The organism is Acinetobacter sp. ASP199, assembly GCF_022700675.1.
In the GTDB taxonomy this organism is placed as follows: Bacteria; Pseudomonadota; Gammaproteobacteria; order Pseudomonadales; family Moraxellaceae; genus Acinetobacter.
The window spans coordinates 1149800-1164695 of record NZ_CP062182.1 but is presented as its reverse complement, the minus strand read 5'-3'; the positions used below and the strand labels follow the sequence as shown (position 1 = coordinate 1164695).

Here is a 14896-nt window from a genome sequence, read left to right as displayed (position 1 = left end):
GTATATTATAGAGATCATTTTGGCCTGACAAGAACTTTTTCATAAAACGCTTGTCGTTTGATTAAATAAAAAACAAAGTGTTGATTTTTGTATTTTTATCAGTCGATTACAGTTAATAAAGCAGCTTTGATCTGTTTAAAATCAGAAAATCGGGCCGACTTATGCTTACTAAGCATGCCTTCCAATAAGCTTTCAAAAAAATTAAATTTGTCTGGCAGCTTAATTTCCAACCGCTGACAGTGCAAATAAGCCCAGTCCTCATAATTTCCAGCACTGAGTCGTGACTGAGTTAACCATTCCAGCCAGATAATTCCCAAGGCATAAATATCCGATTGAATCGTTTTTGCTTCGGCGTGAAATAATTCTGGCGCCATATAACGTGGTGTTGCATCCAAGGTTCGAGGCGCTTCATCTGATAAGCGACGTACCTGTTCAAAATCGATCAGACAGACTCGACCATCGAACTGGACAAAATGTTCTGCTTTTAAGTCATGATGCAGATAGCCGCATTGAGATAGTTGTATCACAGCATTTAAGGCTGCAAGCAAATGTGTCTTAATCTCGAAAGGGCTCAAATCAGCCGGATGAATCGAAAAATGAGAAGGACAATCCTGTAGCAAGATCCCCTGCTGAAAAGTTTCACCACTAATAGCGATCTCTGAATTAATCAGTAGATGCGGCACCAGAAATTTGGTTTGTGAATAATGAGATAAATCCTGATAAAAACCGAATTCATTTTCAAAACCATGCTGACTATGTACAGTTGAATTTTGCGCTTGCACCTTAAGCCAGTATATTTCTCCACCCAAGCTGCCTTTATAGAGTCGACGGCCAAAAGCCAGACTTCGCGGCTTGGTGTTTAAATCAAACTGTATCTGGTTTAGATCACGACTAGATATCAACTGGAATATATTCTTCTTGCTGCTGTTCAGGTGCATGTTGATAGGTTAAAAGTTCCAGACAATGCTGGATGGTTTTCCCTACCCGCTCCTGAGTTTCAATCATGGAAATTTTCGGCCAGGTGGCACGCTCGCCTTCACGTTGCAGGATTTTAAACAGGTGTGGCCGCGGATTTTGCAACATATAAGTATAATGACGCAGGCCATATTTGCCGACAATATTCACATCACCATAATAACGCTGATCGACTACGCCATAACCATGATCCAGCAAACGGCGTACAGGTGGTACACTCCCCACACGCTCACGGGTAAAGTCCATCATGCCTTTGGCAAACACCTTACCTTGACGTCGTGCAATTCTCTGCGGCCAGCTCAGCATATCTTTACGGAATCGGGCTGCATCATCCTGCATGAAAGGCACAATATGCGGGTTCACCTGACTGGCGATGGTATAGTTAATATTATACAACCGTGCCATTTTCTCCTGTGGAAAATCACTGCGTACACTACCATCGACCCAACGCGTTGAAGACATATAGGGCGTGAATTTGCCATCATTCCGTTTACTGGTCAGACGCACCGGTGGAAATAGAATCGGTACAGCACAGGATGCGAGTACTGCACTCCAGACCAATAGATCCGGTGCAGTATAAGCATTCATAATCCGCGCATCTTGAGTCGCATCATAAGGTGCAACGGCTACATTAATATGTAGACCTGATTTTTTGAGTGCTTCATCAAAAGTGAGATTACCTAAATTCTCGATCAGGAATTTTTTTAGATATTTCACATCTGCAAGACCGCCATTACCCTTCATCAGCTCACGGAAATTTCGAAAATGAAAGGCCTCATTAAAGAAATTATGTCCTAGAAGAATACCGGGATATTCAGAGGGCTTAGATACCCCGAGCATGGCCGTCATGATGGCACCAGCGCTTGAACCGGATACCACTTTCGGCATCAAATCCTGTTCCATGAGTGCCTTACACACACCGGTATGAAAGAGTCCCAGCGTTGAACCGCCAGAAAACATCAGCGCTGGCTGACCATACGCACGCTGGCAACGTTCGAAATATTCTATTTTTTCTTCAAGCGTCAGACACTCACATTCTTGCGAAGCGATATAAGCCAGTCCTTTACTGACTTCCTCAACATAATCTTCAATAATTTTTTTAGTGCCAACATACGTTTCTATAAACAGTAAAGGATGAGCAATATTGGCAATGTCATAACTGAGCCCTTCACGCAATATATGCATCAAATCACGGGTACGCTTTTGCATGCGATAGCGGCGCAACTTGCCAAGACGGTGAGAGATCACTTCTGCATCAAAATAATCGGAAGAGTTGTCAAGTTTCCATTCTTGCGCACCCGATTCTTCATCCAGTTTTAACGCAATGAATTCCCACTCCTCATAAGTTTCCGCAGTCTGCAATTGTTGCTTTAATTTTTTGATGCGATAAGCCTGATGAGGGTTCATCTGATGAGTAAAATCTTTTAACAACATGCTATGCGTGATCCTTATGTTTATTTTTGACGCCACAAGATCTGTAACATATTTAAATTAAACAGATCATATGTACGGGACAATAGCGAAAATCTCCTTTCTTTGGCAAATTATCACATTTTTCTAGCTTTGACTGCGTTTTTTACAGTGGTAGTATCATGAGCATAATTTAAATACCTAATCTGAGATCATGGCCACAATTGATTTACCTGACAATATTTTAAATGCCCTTTCCACTGTTCTTCAGCAGCTTCAGCAAAGCCTGCCGGAAGTTAAAACCGTACCGGATTTCTCTGCTTATGCCTATAAATGGCAAGATGGTCAACTCAAGCCAATTCATAAGCTTAGAGCGATCCAGCTGACTGATTTGAAAGGTATTGAAAAACAAAAAGAGAAAGTGATTCAGAATACCTTGCAATTTCTAAATGACCTGCCTGCCAATGATGTCCTGCTCACCGGTTCGCGTGGTACAGGTAAATCTTCTATTGTCCGTGCCCTACTGACTGAATATGCAGATCAAGGCTTACGTCTGATTGAAATTGAACGTGATGATTTATCAGATTTGCCAGAAATCCAGAAACTGATAGCTGATCGTCCAGAGAAATTCATCGTCTATTGTGATGACCTGGCCTTTAATGCTGAAGATGAAAACTACCGTAGCTTAAAAAGCGTATTAGATGGTTCACTACAATCTGGTTCCAGCAATTTTGTGATTTATGCAACAAGTAACCGTCGTCATTTACTACCTGAGTTTATGCATGAAAATACGCCCGTTACTAAAGTAGATGTTCCGCAATATACTGAATTACATCCTCAAGAAGCGATTGAAGAAAAAATCTCTTTATCAGACCGTTTTGGTATGTGGTTATCTTTCTATCCGATGGATCAAAACTTATATCTTGAAATTGTGGAACATTATCTAGAACAGGCAGGCATGGAACTCAACACAGAAACTCGCGCTGAAGCTTTGCGTTGGTGCCAAGGTCGAGGTCAACGTTCAGGTCGTGCAGCCTATCAGTTCTCTAAACACTGGATTGGTTCGCAGCAACTTAAATCTCTATAATTCCTTGCATAAGCCATCATACTAAAATGATGGCTACTTTTGATATTGAATAAAATATAGAGCGATATTTCATCCTTCGCCTTTGATTATTAAGCATAATTTAAAAAGTTAGACTTTAGCTAAATTTGTAGATTTTATACACCCCAGCCCATAAAATCCTTTATTCAATTTATTTTATAACGGTTTATCTTCATGAAAATTAAAACATTTATCCTAACATCTTGTTTAGCACTCGCATTGACAGGTTGTACCAAGGTCAAAACTCAAGAATATTATGCAGAAAACCTGGATGAAGCAAAAGAAGTCCTAGAAAAATGTGAAACAGAAATCAATAAAGGTAAAGAAGTCAACGAGAAATTCAAAGCAAACTGCAACAATGCGGGCATGGCTGTGATGAATGGCATGTTGAATGACTTAACCAAAGGTTTACTCAATTAAAAAAAGAGGCTTTTGCCTCTTTTTATATCCACTGAAAATTAAGCTTCCGTTGGATTGCTCAATTCTGTCATCGGCCAACGTGGTGTCGTTGTCACTGCAAGCCCATCTTGTTGCCCTGCTTTCAGACGTTGATAACCGGCAAAGGCGATCATGGCACCATTATCGGTACAGAGTGCTGGTTCTGCATAATAAACAGTCGCTTTGATTTTCGCTAAATCTATTTCTAAACGTTCACGCAAGCGTTTATTGGCACTCACACCACCGGCTATCACCAGACGCTTCAAGCCAGTTTGCTTTAATGCTTTTACTGATTTTTTTACCAGTGTATCGACAATCGCTTCTTGGAAACTTGCAGCGATATCCGCATCACGTTTTTCTTCACCCAATTTCTTCATCTGCACAGAAACCGCAGTTTTTAAACCACTAAATGAAAATTCCAACCCTTGATGCAGCATTGGGCGCGGGAAAGCAAAAGCATTTGGATCACCCTGTTCAGCCAGTTTGGAAATATTCGGACCACCCGGATATGGCAAACCCATCATCTTCGCGACTTTGTCAAAAGCTTCACCAGCCGCATCATCAATCGACTCACCGAGTAATTCATATTGACCAATACCATAAGCCGCCATCAACTGCGAGTGACCACCTGACACTAAAAGTGCCACGAACGGAAATTCCGGTGGCGTTGCCGAAAGTAATGGTGCCAGCATATGACCTTCCATATGATGTACCCCAATGGCTGGTTTATTCAGTGCAAAGGCTAAAGTACGACCAAACAAAGCCCCCGTCATTAATGCACCCATCAGACCCGGCCCACGGGTATATGCCACTGCATCAATTTCAGATTTTTGAACGCCGCTTTGTTCAAGCAATTCATTCATAAGCGGAATCAGCTTGCGCACATGGTCACGCGAGGCAAGCTCAGGAACTACACCACCATACTCGGCATGCAGTTTAATCTGGCTGTACAGAACCTGGCCGCGTAAACCCAGTTCGCTGTCATAAAGCGCGAGTCCTGTTTCATCACACGATGTTTCTAAGCCTAAAACGATCATTAAACTGCCTATAACCTGTATCAAATCAATTGCGACAACTATTATAGACTTGTGATATGAGATGTAAATGAGTAAAATACTGACCTTCACTTGTGATCAAGGGCAATTCGGCCCTGATCTTATCCATAACTTAATGAGGATTCTTCATGCCACAAGTTAAATTGAAAGAAGGCGAACCAGTAGACGTAGCTATCCGTCGTTTCAAACGTTCATGCGAAAAAGCGGGCGTTCTTGCTGACGTTCGTAAACGTGAATTCTACGAAAAACCAACTCAAGAACGTAAACGTAAAAAAGCTGCTGCTGTTAAACGCTACCAGAAGAAACTGGCTCGCGAATCAGTACGTACTACTCGCCTTTACTAAGATTAATTTGTGATTGACTGCCTGGACTAAATAAATGACTACTTTAAAAAACCAAATAACTGAAGTTTTGAAAGCAACAATGCGTGCTAAAGAAATGTCTAAGTTAACGGTAATACGTAGTCTTCAGGCAGCAATTAAGCAAATCGAAGTCGATGAGCGCAAAGAACTTGACGACGCTCAGGTTCTTGCGGTCATTGAAAAGCAAATTAAACAACGTAAAGAATCGATCAAAGCCTTCGAAGGTGCTGGTCGAGAAGATTTAGCTAGTAAGGAACAAGCCGAAGTTGAGGTTTTATCTCAATTTCTACCAGAAGCTATGACTGAGGAAGAACTTGATTCCATCATTGCGCAAGCGATTACAGCGCAAGAAGCTACTAGCATGAAAGATATGGGTAAGGTGATGAATTCTCTGCGTCCGCTCATAGCCGGGCGCGCCGATCCTGCACAAGTTTCAGCTAAAATTAAAGCTAAACTGGCATAATCCCCCGCTTTAAATCTCTATTTGCGTTGAACTGACTTAATTCCTAGCCAGTTCTTAGCAACTCGAATATCTATTTTTCAATTTCAATAAATCACAAATTACAATTCACATTTTTACTTTGCAATAATTGCATCATTTTTGAAGATTTCACCTGATCCACAATATCCTGACGCGTCATTTTCTGCAGCTGAAAGTCTAGTGCATCACGATTTTTATCGGTTGCCTGATAAAGCTGATCTACATAGCGCCCTACGATCCCACAAAATTCCACCTGTTGTACCGCGGTTAAATTCTGTTGCTGCGGATTTAAACTGCGCAGAAAATTTCTTGATTGCTGGTGATATTCATCGCTGATACGCTCGACCGCTCGCACATAATCCTTGGTACTTGCTGCATAGCCATGTGACATTCCCCAAGCCAAAAACAGACACAACACTATTCTTTTCATTCATGCTTTCTCATGTGCTTTCATTTGCAACTCAGCATAGTCTATGCCAAGGTCGAAATAAAGCAGTGAAATTGATCCAGATCACAGCTTTAGCAAGTAATTTTTATTAGATGATTAAATCTTGTATTTTCGTTCCTGCTGCATCTGCCTTAAACGCTGGGTAATACCTGCAGACAGTGATTGATTCCCCTTACTGACTCGCTGTGCATGTAGTAAGGATTTAATGGCCGCTTCTTCATTTCCTGTCCAATACTGCACTTCAGCACGGTAACGCAGCACATTAATCGTTTTAATCTCAGATGCTGGCTCGGTATTGGTTGCTGACAGCATTAAGCGCCAGGCACTTAAATCGCGTGGATTGGCGTTCAGGAAACGCTGCACAATCATCTTGGCTTGATCGGTTTGCTTCATACGGATCAGGACTTCTGCATATTTATAATTAAGTGCCCGATTTTCCGGCATGATAGATGCTGCAGAACGCACACTACGCAAAGCTGGTTCTAACTGGTTTCTTCCGAGATAAATATCTGTTTGAAAGAGCACCAGCAAAGGATGAATCTGATTATGCTTTTCTGCCTGATCTAATGCCTGTTGTGCATTACCCTCATCACCCTGTTGCAGATAGTAAGCAGTAAGCGCTAATTGCCCTGCAAAACTGTTTTGTCCTGCTAAAATCTTTAACTGCTGCTCAGTCGTCTGGCGAGACAGTACTTTGCTATACCAACGAATAATTTCAAAATTCTGGTCAATCAGTTTTGGTTTAACTTTTGGCATCTGATTGGCGCGTAAACGCGCCTCACTCATACGCTCAGTGGTTAAGGGATGAGTAAACCAGAAATCTGGCAAGAAGCTTAAACGGCTGGTGGAACGATGCATCACCTCAAAGAAATCAGCCATGCTTTGCGGGTTATAGCCCGAGGCATACATATACTGCATGCCGATCCGGTCTGCTTCACGTTCCTGATTACGACTATAAGAAAGCTGCTGATCCATCAAGGCTGCTTGTGAACCCATCATTACGGCTGCACCCGCATCGCCATCTGCTTGCGATGCCACTAAGGCTCCGACCAAGATTCCCGCAAGTGCCAATAATCCCTGTCCTTTAAATGCTTCTTGGGATCGACTGTAATGACGTTGTGTGACATGTGCAATTTCATGCGCCATCACACCGGCCACTTCATCCATATTCCGCGCTGAATTGAGTAATCCCATATTTAAGGCAAATAAGCCACCAGGCACAGCAAAGGCATTAATCTGAGGATCATTAACCACCACCAGCCCGATTGGCTGTTGCAATTGCGTCTGACTGAGAATATGTGAAAACACTGAAAATAACTGGTCTTCCATCCAGGGATTTTGCACCACAGGTAACTGTTTCTGTACCTGACGATAAACCTTTTCACCAATCATGCGCTCTTTTTGCTGATCTATCAGCCCCACACCTGCTCCAATTTCTGGAACAGTAAACTGACTAGACTGAATGTTAAAAGTATCGGAAGCGGTATGCCCTATTGCCATACATGCGCTTAATCCACAAGCCAAAACCAAACGTTTCAATGAATAAATCTCTAAGCCTGATTACGAAACCTGCTTGAATATACCATTGAAAAAAGGGCATAAACGCAAGGAAATGTTATTTAATATTATTAAAACTGCGGGTTAACCACATAGCGTGGTACACGTCCTTGCAAAGCATCCATCAGGTTTTGATATGCCAGTTCTGCCATACGCTGACGTGTTTGCGCAGTTGCCGAACCCACATGCGGCAAGGTAATCACATTATCAAGTTTAAACAGCTCTGATTCTTGCAATGGCTCTTTTTGATAGACATCCAGCCCTGCGGCAAAAATCTGACGATTTTTTAAAGCCTGAATCAGTGCCTGCTCATCAACAACCGAGCCGCGCGAAATATTCACAAAGACCGCATGCCGCTGCATCAATGCCAGTTCTTCTGCACCAACGAGTGCTTTGGAATCCACATTCAAGTCAACCGCTACTACTACAAAGTCAGAACGCTGTAATAAGGATTTTAAATCACAATATTCTGCATTTAAGCCTTGCGCCAGATCCAGCTTTTCACGACGGTTATGATAAAGCACATTCATATTAAAGCCATGAAAGCCACGTCGCGCGATCGCTGCGCCAATATGACCTAATCCAATAATTCCTAAAGTCTTGCCAAAAATATCCACCCCGAACTGTGTTTCGCTGGCGGTACGCTGCCACTGTCCTTGCTTGGTCCATTGATTTAAATAAGTTACTTTACGCGCTGCGGCCATGAGTAAAGTAAATGCCAGATCAGCTGTAGTTTCAGTCAGCACATGCGGGGTATGCGTGAGATAAGTTTTCTTTTCGTTTAAATATTCAAGGTCATAATTGTCATAACCCACACTGACACTGGAGATGATTTTTAGTTTAGCCGCAGTTTGCAGATTATTTCGATTGAGCAGTCGTCCTGCACCAATCATGCCATCTGCATCTTGTACATGCTGCAAAATCTGTTGATTGACATTACCCAGTTTAGGCTGGATATACACCACATTATATTGTTGTTCAAGTTTGGCTTGAATCTCTGGATGAATTTGACTAAATACAACAATTTTTTGCTTCATGCTTATTTATTCCATACTGACAGGCCTACTTTGCATAAACTGCCAGAGTCGCTTTTTAAGGATTGGCCGATCCAGCATCTCCTGCAGGGAGGCCAACTGGGTAATTTTACTATTTGAAAGATGAGGAACAGCACCAAGGAAAATAATATTGTTATCTTGACTCATGCCATCCAGAAAGCCCTGGATATAAGATTCTACACCACGTCCATCCTGTACATTATCCCAAGGGAATGGCCAGTTCAGTTCTGCAAACTCACATAACACCGCACGTTGGATATTGGCCCAGAGCAATTGCTGATCTTCAGTCAAGGTGGTGGCATCAATGACAAGGGTACAGTGTGCAAGACTTAATGCCTGCAGACTAAAAGGTGCGATCTCAACAATTTCACGAAGCTCAAGCACCTGTTCTGGCTGCGGCTGTATTTCCATTGTTGGCGTTGCAACAATCTGTGCAGGTACTTCTTCTAGTGGAACTACTGAACGCTCAATAACTGATTTTTCAGCTTTCAGCTCAGGCAGGATAATTTCACTCAGGACTTCAGGTTGTGACTGATCACGCCACAGCGCCGGCTGATGCGATTGACACAGCTCCGCCCGAGGAATCCAGATATCAATTCCCAGTGTCGCCAATATGTCACGCTGATGCCCTATCATCTTGTCTTCATCACCTATTTCAGGCTGAATATTTTAGCGGGATTCCACTTCCTTTGCCGAACTTTTTCGGTTTTTTCACTACACATTACAATTGATTTGTAGCGAATCTGATGTAAGTAATTCTCTATATGCAAGTTCAAACACTATTTAAGATCATGCGTAAGTTGATCAACTCTTTCAAGTCTGGATTAAATAATCATGATGCTGTTTTTTTTCTGCATCTGATCCACAATTTCATCCACCTCGAAACCCAGACGCCAGTACAATAATTCCATCACGTCAAATTCATCCTGAGTGATGATCCGGTCATTCCAGAGACAGATTTCTGCAATTCCCAATATACTTAGTCGATCACGTAAGAGCAGCCCTGAAATATCATTTAAGATTTCAGCCAGATCAATTGGCTCATCTGAAATCTCAGTATACATTTCCAGTTCTTTTTGAGTCAGGATACGTTTTAAAATCCGTTCACGCACGTCCAGCTGATTATCACTATTGATCTGTTGTACATGCAGCAATGCATCTATCAGGCGCACAATTTGCGGTTTAACTTCTTCCAGTGCAGTCGGGGTATGTGCTGGGAGTAAGTTCAGTTCATATTTCACACATTCAAGCAACAAGGCATCTAACAGGCCAATTTCACCATCTTCCTGAATAATCCGTGCTAGCTTCATCACGAATTGTCTCGCCACCGTGGTCGGCATGCCACCAATATTTTTGCAGGCTTGCTGAAAAATCGAGATATGCACACGCCCGTCCAGGTTTAACAATGAATCTACAATCGCCCGGCTGACTTCAGCATCGGTGGGAATAAATTCCCGATATTGCCGGATCATCAGGATTGCAACCATAACCTCTCGCGACCCAGTTGCAGTTTGTAATGCACGTTCAACTAGTTCTGGTCGTGGCGTATTGGCACGATTCTCCGGATTCAGCGGCTTAACGGCATCCTTAATCGCAAAGCTGATCGGAGATAGACGTAGTAAAGGCAATGGCTGCGGCGAACTCCAGGCAGCTGCGCTTGTGACCGCCATTTCTTCAAGTGATCGAAATAGGCTAAATAAAGGCTGATTTTGCAGTTTTTTCAGGTTTTCAAGCTGCAGATCCTGAATTAAGGATGGGTTCAATTCATAGATTCGCTGCTCAATACTTGGATGGATATTGAGCCAGTTCTGCTGACTGAGTGAGTTAGCAAAACACATATGTGAAATCGACTCGGCATATTCGCTATGAATCTGTGAACCGGAGTGATGCACATAAATCCGCAGCAAGGTCTGTATATTGGCATCATTCTGAATCAGGCGACGGGTCTTCTGATCATTCTTGAAAGTTCTGCCACCGAGCGAAATATATTTAATGAAACGGGTAATCAGCACGCCCAGGCTACCAACCAGCCAGATCACCGCACCAATACCAACAAACAGAGTCTCAAACTTGTTTTCTGCCGGCATGCCATTTCGATAGAATCCCCGTTTGGCAATCTTACTGCCCCACTGACTAAAAGTGGTCAGGCTACTATAGAGAATCTTGAGACGGGTATTTTCTGCCGTTTCACCAGAAAGAATCTTATTAAACTCATGGCTCAATAAACCATATAATTCAATTTCATCCAGATTCTGCAATGCACCCCAAGTCAGAATAATGGCAGTATTGCCCGGGTTAAAACCAGCCGTCAGTGCATTAACCCCGACCTCATCAGGCAAAACATACACCCCAGGAGGCTCAATAAGAAAAGTATCTGCCAATTGTTCAGCAATCTTCAGCGCGATGCTTTCTTCCGGTACGCTTTCAATCAGACTCAGGCGACGTGCACCCATCTGCCGTGCCAAAGAATAACCACCAGCACGAAAGACATAAAATTCATAGAGTACAGACATCACCATGATCGAACTAACCAAAGCGATTAAATAAGGACTCAGCACATGCCAATAAATAGATTGAGCAGGATCAAAATAATAGACCAATAAACCGACAACAATATTAATAATTGCTATCGTCAATAGCACAGCAATCAGACAGACACTGGCTGGCCATAGCATATTCTTATTCTTGATAAACGCATATCCTACGCTTTTCAATGCTTCACCCTGATCACATTGTTCTAGCTTTGCCCAATCATAAATGAAAAAAGCGGGAAATTCCCGCTTTTTTCATGATTTTAAAGACTTAGACTTCGCGCACGCCCGTCAGGTCTACTGATGCTGCATCGATATTCACATCAATAAACTTATCCCCTTTTTTGGCGCCATCATTACGCTTTCGCTGTAACTGGTCAAGGTATGCTTCATCAATACCGCCAGCCACATATACGCCGTCAAATACAGAACAGTCGAATTCACGCAGATTCGGTACAATTTTGGTGCGTACCGCATCTTTCAAATCTTCCAGATCCTGGAAAATCAGACGGTCAGCGCCAATAATTTCACGAATTTCTTCAACACTACGTTCAGACGCGATCAGCTCAGATTTGGCTGGCATATCGATACCATACACGTTCGGATATTTCACCATTGGTGCAGCAGACGCAAAGAATACTTTTTTCGCACCAGCATCACGTGCCATCTGAATGATTTCATTACAGGTAGTACCACGAACAATTGAGTCATCGACCAATAGAACGTTTTTACCCTGGAATTCCAGCTCAACCGGATTCAGCTTCTGACGTACTGATTTTTTACGCAGTTGCTGACCTGGCATAATGAAGGTACGACCGATATAACGGTTTTTCATGAAGCCTTCACGGAATTTCACGCCCAGCGTATTTGCCAGTTCAAGCGCAGAAGTACGTGATGTATCCGGAATTGGAATGACTACATCGATATCATGTTCATCACTCCACTCGCGCAAGATTTTATGCGCCAGCTTCTCACCCATTTTCAGACGGGCTTTATACACTGAAATGCCGTCAATGGTGGCATCTGGGCGCGCGAAATACACATATTCAAAGATACATGGGCGATATTCAGGATTCTCTGCACATTGCTTGGTGAAGAAGTTGCCTTGTTCATCAATAAATACGGCTTCACCTGGCTCAATATCACGCTCAACTTTAAAGCCTAATGCTGTAATCGCTACAGATTCAGAAGCGATGATATATTCCATACCTTCTTCAGTTTCGCGTGAACCGTAAATCAGTGGACGAATACCATTTGGATCACGGAAGCCCACAAGACCTTGGCCTGTGATCATTGCAACCACAGCATAACCACCTTTACAGCGCTCATGCACACGTGTCACAGCATGAAATACATCTTCTGCACTTACTTGCAGGTGACCTTGCTTTTGCAATTCATGTGCCATCACGTTCAGCAAAACTTCTGAGTCTGAATCGGTATTCATGTGACGTAAGTCAGTTTTGAATAAGTCATCATGGATTTCTTCAGCGTTGGTTAAGTTACCGTTATGCGCCAAGGTAATCCCATAAGGTGAGTTCACATAAAATGGCTGTGCTTCTGCACTACTTGACGTTCCTGCTGTTGGGTAACGCACATGACCAATACCATAGTTACCGCGTAAAGCACGCATATGACGTGTATGGAACACATCACGTACCATACCTACATCTTTACGAAGGAACAGGCGGCCTTCGTGACAAGTTACAATCCCAGCTGCATCCTGTCCACGATGTTGTAACATCGTTAATGCATCAAACAACATTTGGTTAACAGCTGATTTACCAGCAATACCAACCACTCCACACATAGCAACCTCGCAGACAAGCTAGGATTAATAAAAAGGATTATTCGTAGACTCAGCTGATGACTGACTTTTTGCAGCAGGTTCAGCTGATAGATCTGAAGATTTTCTGGAATCTTCAGACTTGATATGTTGTAGGGCTTCGTTTGCAGCATCTTTGGACATCTGGGTCGCCCATGGTGCATAAGGAAGCAAAGTCTGAATGACTTTGGATTGTTTCCAGTGCGGTGAGCTTTCTACCCATGGACCAATGCCCTGCATGGTAATCAGGACAATCAGCAGGCCTTTCAGGCTGCCAAATACCCCACCCGCAAGACGGTTTAATGGTCCCAGTTTCAGGGTTTTCATCACACGGTTGAGCAGGAAAGTTACAATCCAGGTCAGAACCACAATCATCAGGACGATGAAAGCGAATGCTGCAATTTTTTGTACCACTGGATCTGTACTGAGAGCAGTCATGGAAGGCGCAAGTAGTGTTGAATATTTCGCAGCTATAATCAGCGCAAAAATCCATCCAGCTAAGTTCGCAAAGGCTTTAATAAATCCTTGACGCAAACCGTTTAGCCCTCCAATGAGCAGTATAAACAGTAAAAAGATGTCAATGGCAGTCATAGAATTCAGAATACGTTAACACAGTCTTTTACAAGTTTCGGTCCTGTATATATGAGGCCACTATAAACTTGTACAAGGCTGGCACCAGCTTGCTTTTTGGCAACGGCATCGGCACCCGAAAGAATACCACCCACGCCAATCAATGGAATCTGTCCCTGCAGCACATCTGCAAAGGCTTTTAAACATGCCGTACTTTTCTCAAAGACCGGCGCACCAGACAAACCACCTGCTTCTTCAGCATGCTCCAGACCTTCAACACCCTCACGAGATAAGGTCGTATTGGTTACAATCAAACCATCAATCTTGAATTGCAACAATTGCTGCGCAATAAATGCAATATCTTCAGCTTCAAGGTCTGGTGCAACTTTCAGCACCAGAGGTACATAATGCTGGTTTTCTTGAGCAAGCTCAAGCTGACGGTTTTTTAGCGTTTCCAGCAGCTCGGTGAGCGCATCACCACTTTGCAGGCTACGCAGGTTTTTTGTATTGGGAGAGGAAATATTAACAGTAATGTAGGAAGCGTAATTATATACCTTTTCCAGACAGATTAAATAATCATCAACTGCATTTTCAACCGGAGTTGCCGCATTCTTGCCGATATTAATCCCAAGAACGCCTTTGAATTTTGCAGCTTTAACATTTTCAATCAGTTTGTCCACGCCTTCATTATTAAAACCCATACGGTTAATAATGGCTTTCGCTTTTGGCAGACGGAACAGTCGAGGTTCCGGATTACCAGACTGAGGACGCGGGGTAATAGTACCGATTTCAATAAAACCAAAGCCTTGACTTGCAAGGGCATCGATATAGGCACCATTTTTGTCCAAACCTGCCGCCAGACCTACCGGATTCGGAAATTCGATTCCCATACAGGTAACTGGTTTAGAAGCAACGTTTTGACGCATCATCCCCATGGCATGGGAGGATTTCAACAGTGATAGTGTCAGCTCATGTGCACGCTCTGGTGCTAAAGAAAACAACAAAGGGCGGGCTAGAGAATACAACATATCCAGAAAAGTCTACTTGCTTTTTGAGTCGGCATATTATAGTCACAGCCCGGTGAAAA

At 42.9% G+C, this 14896-nt stretch carries 15 protein-coding genes; 4 read left to right on the top strand and 11 right to left on the bottom strand.

Translation table 11 applies throughout. The features are described from left to right. Positions 1 to 98: 98 nt before the first annotated feature. Positions 99 to 902, bottom strand: coding sequence for a protein kinase (locus tag IHE35_RS05410; RefSeq protein WP_242789632.1), 804 nt, complete (start codon positions 900 to 902; stop codon positions 99 to 101). Continuing rightward, entirely contained in the window at positions 892 to 2409 is a 1518-nt protein-coding gene (locus tag IHE35_RS05405) for a DUF3336 domain-containing protein (RefSeq protein WP_242789631.1), read from the bottom strand. The genes IHE35_RS05410 and IHE35_RS05405 overlap by 11 nt, the downstream gene beginning before the upstream one ends. A 190-nt stretch (positions 2410 to 2599) precedes the next feature. Between IHE35_RS05405 and IHE35_RS05400 the strand changes: the two genes are divergently transcribed. Then, a complete protein-coding gene (locus tag IHE35_RS05400) occupies positions 2600 to 3472 on the top strand; it encodes an ATP-binding protein (protein ID WP_242789630.1) in 873 nt (290 codons plus the stop codon). A 192-nt stretch (positions 3473 to 3664) separates the two neighbouring features. Further along, positions 3665 to 3910 (top strand): EexN family lipoprotein, encoded by a 246-nt coding sequence (locus tag IHE35_RS05395; protein ID WP_242789629.1) that lies wholly within the window; start codon positions 3665 to 3667, stop codon positions 3908 to 3910. A 38-nt stretch (positions 3911 to 3948) separates the two neighbouring features. Here IHE35_RS05395 and tsaD read toward each other — a convergent pair whose 3' ends face one another. Next, positions 3949 to 4965, bottom strand: coding sequence for a tRNA (adenosine(37)-N6)-threonylcarbamoyltransferase complex transferase subunit TsaD (gene tsaD, locus IHE35_RS05390; protein WP_242789628.1), 1017 nt, complete (start codon positions 4963 to 4965; stop codon positions 3949 to 3951). A gap of 146 nt (positions 4966 to 5111) precedes the next feature. Here tsaD and rpsU point away from each other — a divergent pair, with 146 nt between their 5' ends. Continuing rightward, positions 5112 to 5327: a 30S ribosomal protein S21 gene (gene rpsU, locus IHE35_RS05385; protein WP_001136722.1), complete on the top strand. Its 216-nt coding sequence runs from the start codon at positions 5112 to 5114 to the stop codon at positions 5325 to 5327. A gap of 34 nt (positions 5328 to 5361) precedes the next feature. Continuing rightward, positions 5362 to 5808 (top strand): GatB/YqeY domain-containing protein, encoded by a 447-nt coding sequence (locus IHE35_RS05380; RefSeq protein WP_184104853.1) that lies wholly within the window; start codon positions 5362 to 5364, stop codon positions 5806 to 5808. Positions 5809 to 5899: 91 nt separating this feature from the next. On the opposite strand, the gene IHE35_RS05375 is transcribed toward IHE35_RS05380, so the two are convergent. The 8 genes from IHE35_RS05375 to IHE35_RS05340 all read right to left on the bottom strand — a co-directional run bounded on the left by IHE35_RS05375 (position 5900) and on the right by IHE35_RS05340 (position 14837). After that, positions 5900 to 6256, bottom strand: coding sequence for a hypothetical protein (locus IHE35_RS05375; protein WP_242789627.1), 357 nt, complete (start codon positions 6254 to 6256; stop codon positions 5900 to 5902). Between the two features lie 114 nt (positions 6257 to 6370). Continuing rightward, positions 6371 to 7813 (bottom strand): M48 family metalloprotease, encoded by a 1443-nt coding sequence (locus IHE35_RS05370; protein WP_242789626.1) that lies wholly within the window; start codon positions 7811 to 7813, stop codon positions 6371 to 6373. An 89-nt stretch (positions 7814 to 7902) separates the two neighbouring features. Beyond that, a complete protein-coding gene (locus IHE35_RS05365) occupies positions 7903 to 8868 on the bottom strand; it encodes a D-glycerate dehydrogenase (RefSeq protein ID WP_242789625.1) in 966 nt (321 codons plus the stop codon). A gap of 6 nt (positions 8869 to 8874) precedes the next feature. Continuing rightward, complete coding sequence (locus tag IHE35_RS05360; RefSeq protein ID WP_242789624.1) at positions 8875 to 9522, bottom strand: hypothetical protein; 648 nt, start codon at positions 9520 to 9522, stop codon at positions 8875 to 8877. A gap of 188 nt (positions 9523 to 9710) precedes the next feature. After that, entirely contained in the window at positions 9711 to 11600 is a 1890-nt protein-coding gene (locus IHE35_RS05355; protein ID WP_242789623.1) for a M48 family metalloprotease, read from the bottom strand. An 88-nt stretch (positions 11601 to 11688) separates the two neighbouring features. After that, positions 11689 to 13224: an amidophosphoribosyltransferase gene (gene purF, locus IHE35_RS05350; RefSeq protein WP_242789622.1), complete on the bottom strand. Its 1536-nt coding sequence runs from the start codon at positions 13222 to 13224 to the stop codon at positions 11689 to 11691. A gap of 24 nt (positions 13225 to 13248) precedes the next feature. Beyond that, on the bottom strand, positions 13249 to 13830 hold the full coding sequence (locus IHE35_RS05345; protein WP_242789621.1) for a CvpA family protein: 582 nt from the start codon (positions 13828 to 13830) through the stop codon (positions 13249 to 13251). A gap of 5 nt (positions 13831 to 13835) precedes the next feature. Next, positions 13836 to 14837 carry a quinone-dependent dihydroorotate dehydrogenase gene (locus IHE35_RS05340; protein ID WP_242789620.1) on the bottom strand — a complete coding sequence of 334 codons (1002 nt, stop codon included), beginning with the start codon at positions 14835 to 14837 and terminating at the stop codon, positions 13836 to 13838. Between the last annotated feature and the right edge of the window lie 59 nt (positions 14838 to 14896).

What these genes read in the sequence shown, in the direction of transcription:
- tsaD (WP_242789628.1), bottom strand. Translation starts at nt 4,965, where the DNA reads ATGATCGTTTTAGGCTTAGAAACATCGTGTGATGAAACAGGACTCGCG.
- IHE35_RS05375 (WP_242789627.1), bottom strand. Translation starts at nt 6,256, where the DNA reads ATGAAAAGAATAGTGTTGTGTCTGTTTTTGGCTTGGGGAATGTCACAT.
- IHE35_RS05395 (WP_242789629.1), top strand. Translation starts at nt 3,665, where the DNA reads ATGAAAATTAAAACATTTATCCTAACATCTTGTTTAGCACTCGCATTG.
- IHE35_RS05380 (WP_184104853.1), top strand. Translation starts at nt 5,362, where the DNA reads ATGACTACTTTAAAAAACCAAATAACTGAAGTTTTGAAAGCAACAATG.
- purF (WP_242789622.1), bottom strand. Translation starts at nt 13,224, where the DNA reads ATGTGTGGAGTGGTTGGTATTGCTGGTAAATCAGCTGTTAACCAAATG.
- IHE35_RS05340 (WP_242789620.1), bottom strand. Translation starts at nt 14,837, where the DNA reads ATGTTGTATTCTCTAGCCCGCCCTTTGTTGTTTTCTTTAGCACCAGAG.
- IHE35_RS05405 (WP_242789631.1), bottom strand. Translation starts at nt 2,409, where the DNA reads ATGTTGTTAAAAGATTTTACTCATCAGATGAACCCTCATCAGGCTTAT.
- IHE35_RS05365 (WP_242789625.1), bottom strand. Translation starts at nt 8,868, where the DNA reads ATGAAGCAAAAAATTGTTGTATTTAGTCAAATTCATCCAGAGATTCAA.
- IHE35_RS05400 (WP_242789630.1), top strand. Translation starts at nt 2,600, where the DNA reads ATGGCCACAATTGATTTACCTGACAATATTTTAAATGCCCTTTCCACT.
- IHE35_RS05360 (WP_242789624.1), bottom strand. Translation starts at nt 9,522, where the DNA reads ATGATAGGGCATCAGCGTGACATATTGGCGACACTGGGAATTGATATC.
- rpsU (WP_001136722.1), top strand. Translation starts at nt 5,112, where the DNA reads ATGCCACAAGTTAAATTGAAAGAAGGCGAACCAGTAGACGTAGCTATC.
- IHE35_RS05345 (WP_242789621.1), bottom strand. Translation starts at nt 13,830, where the DNA reads ATGACTGCCATTGACATCTTTTTACTGTTTATACTGCTCATTGGAGGG.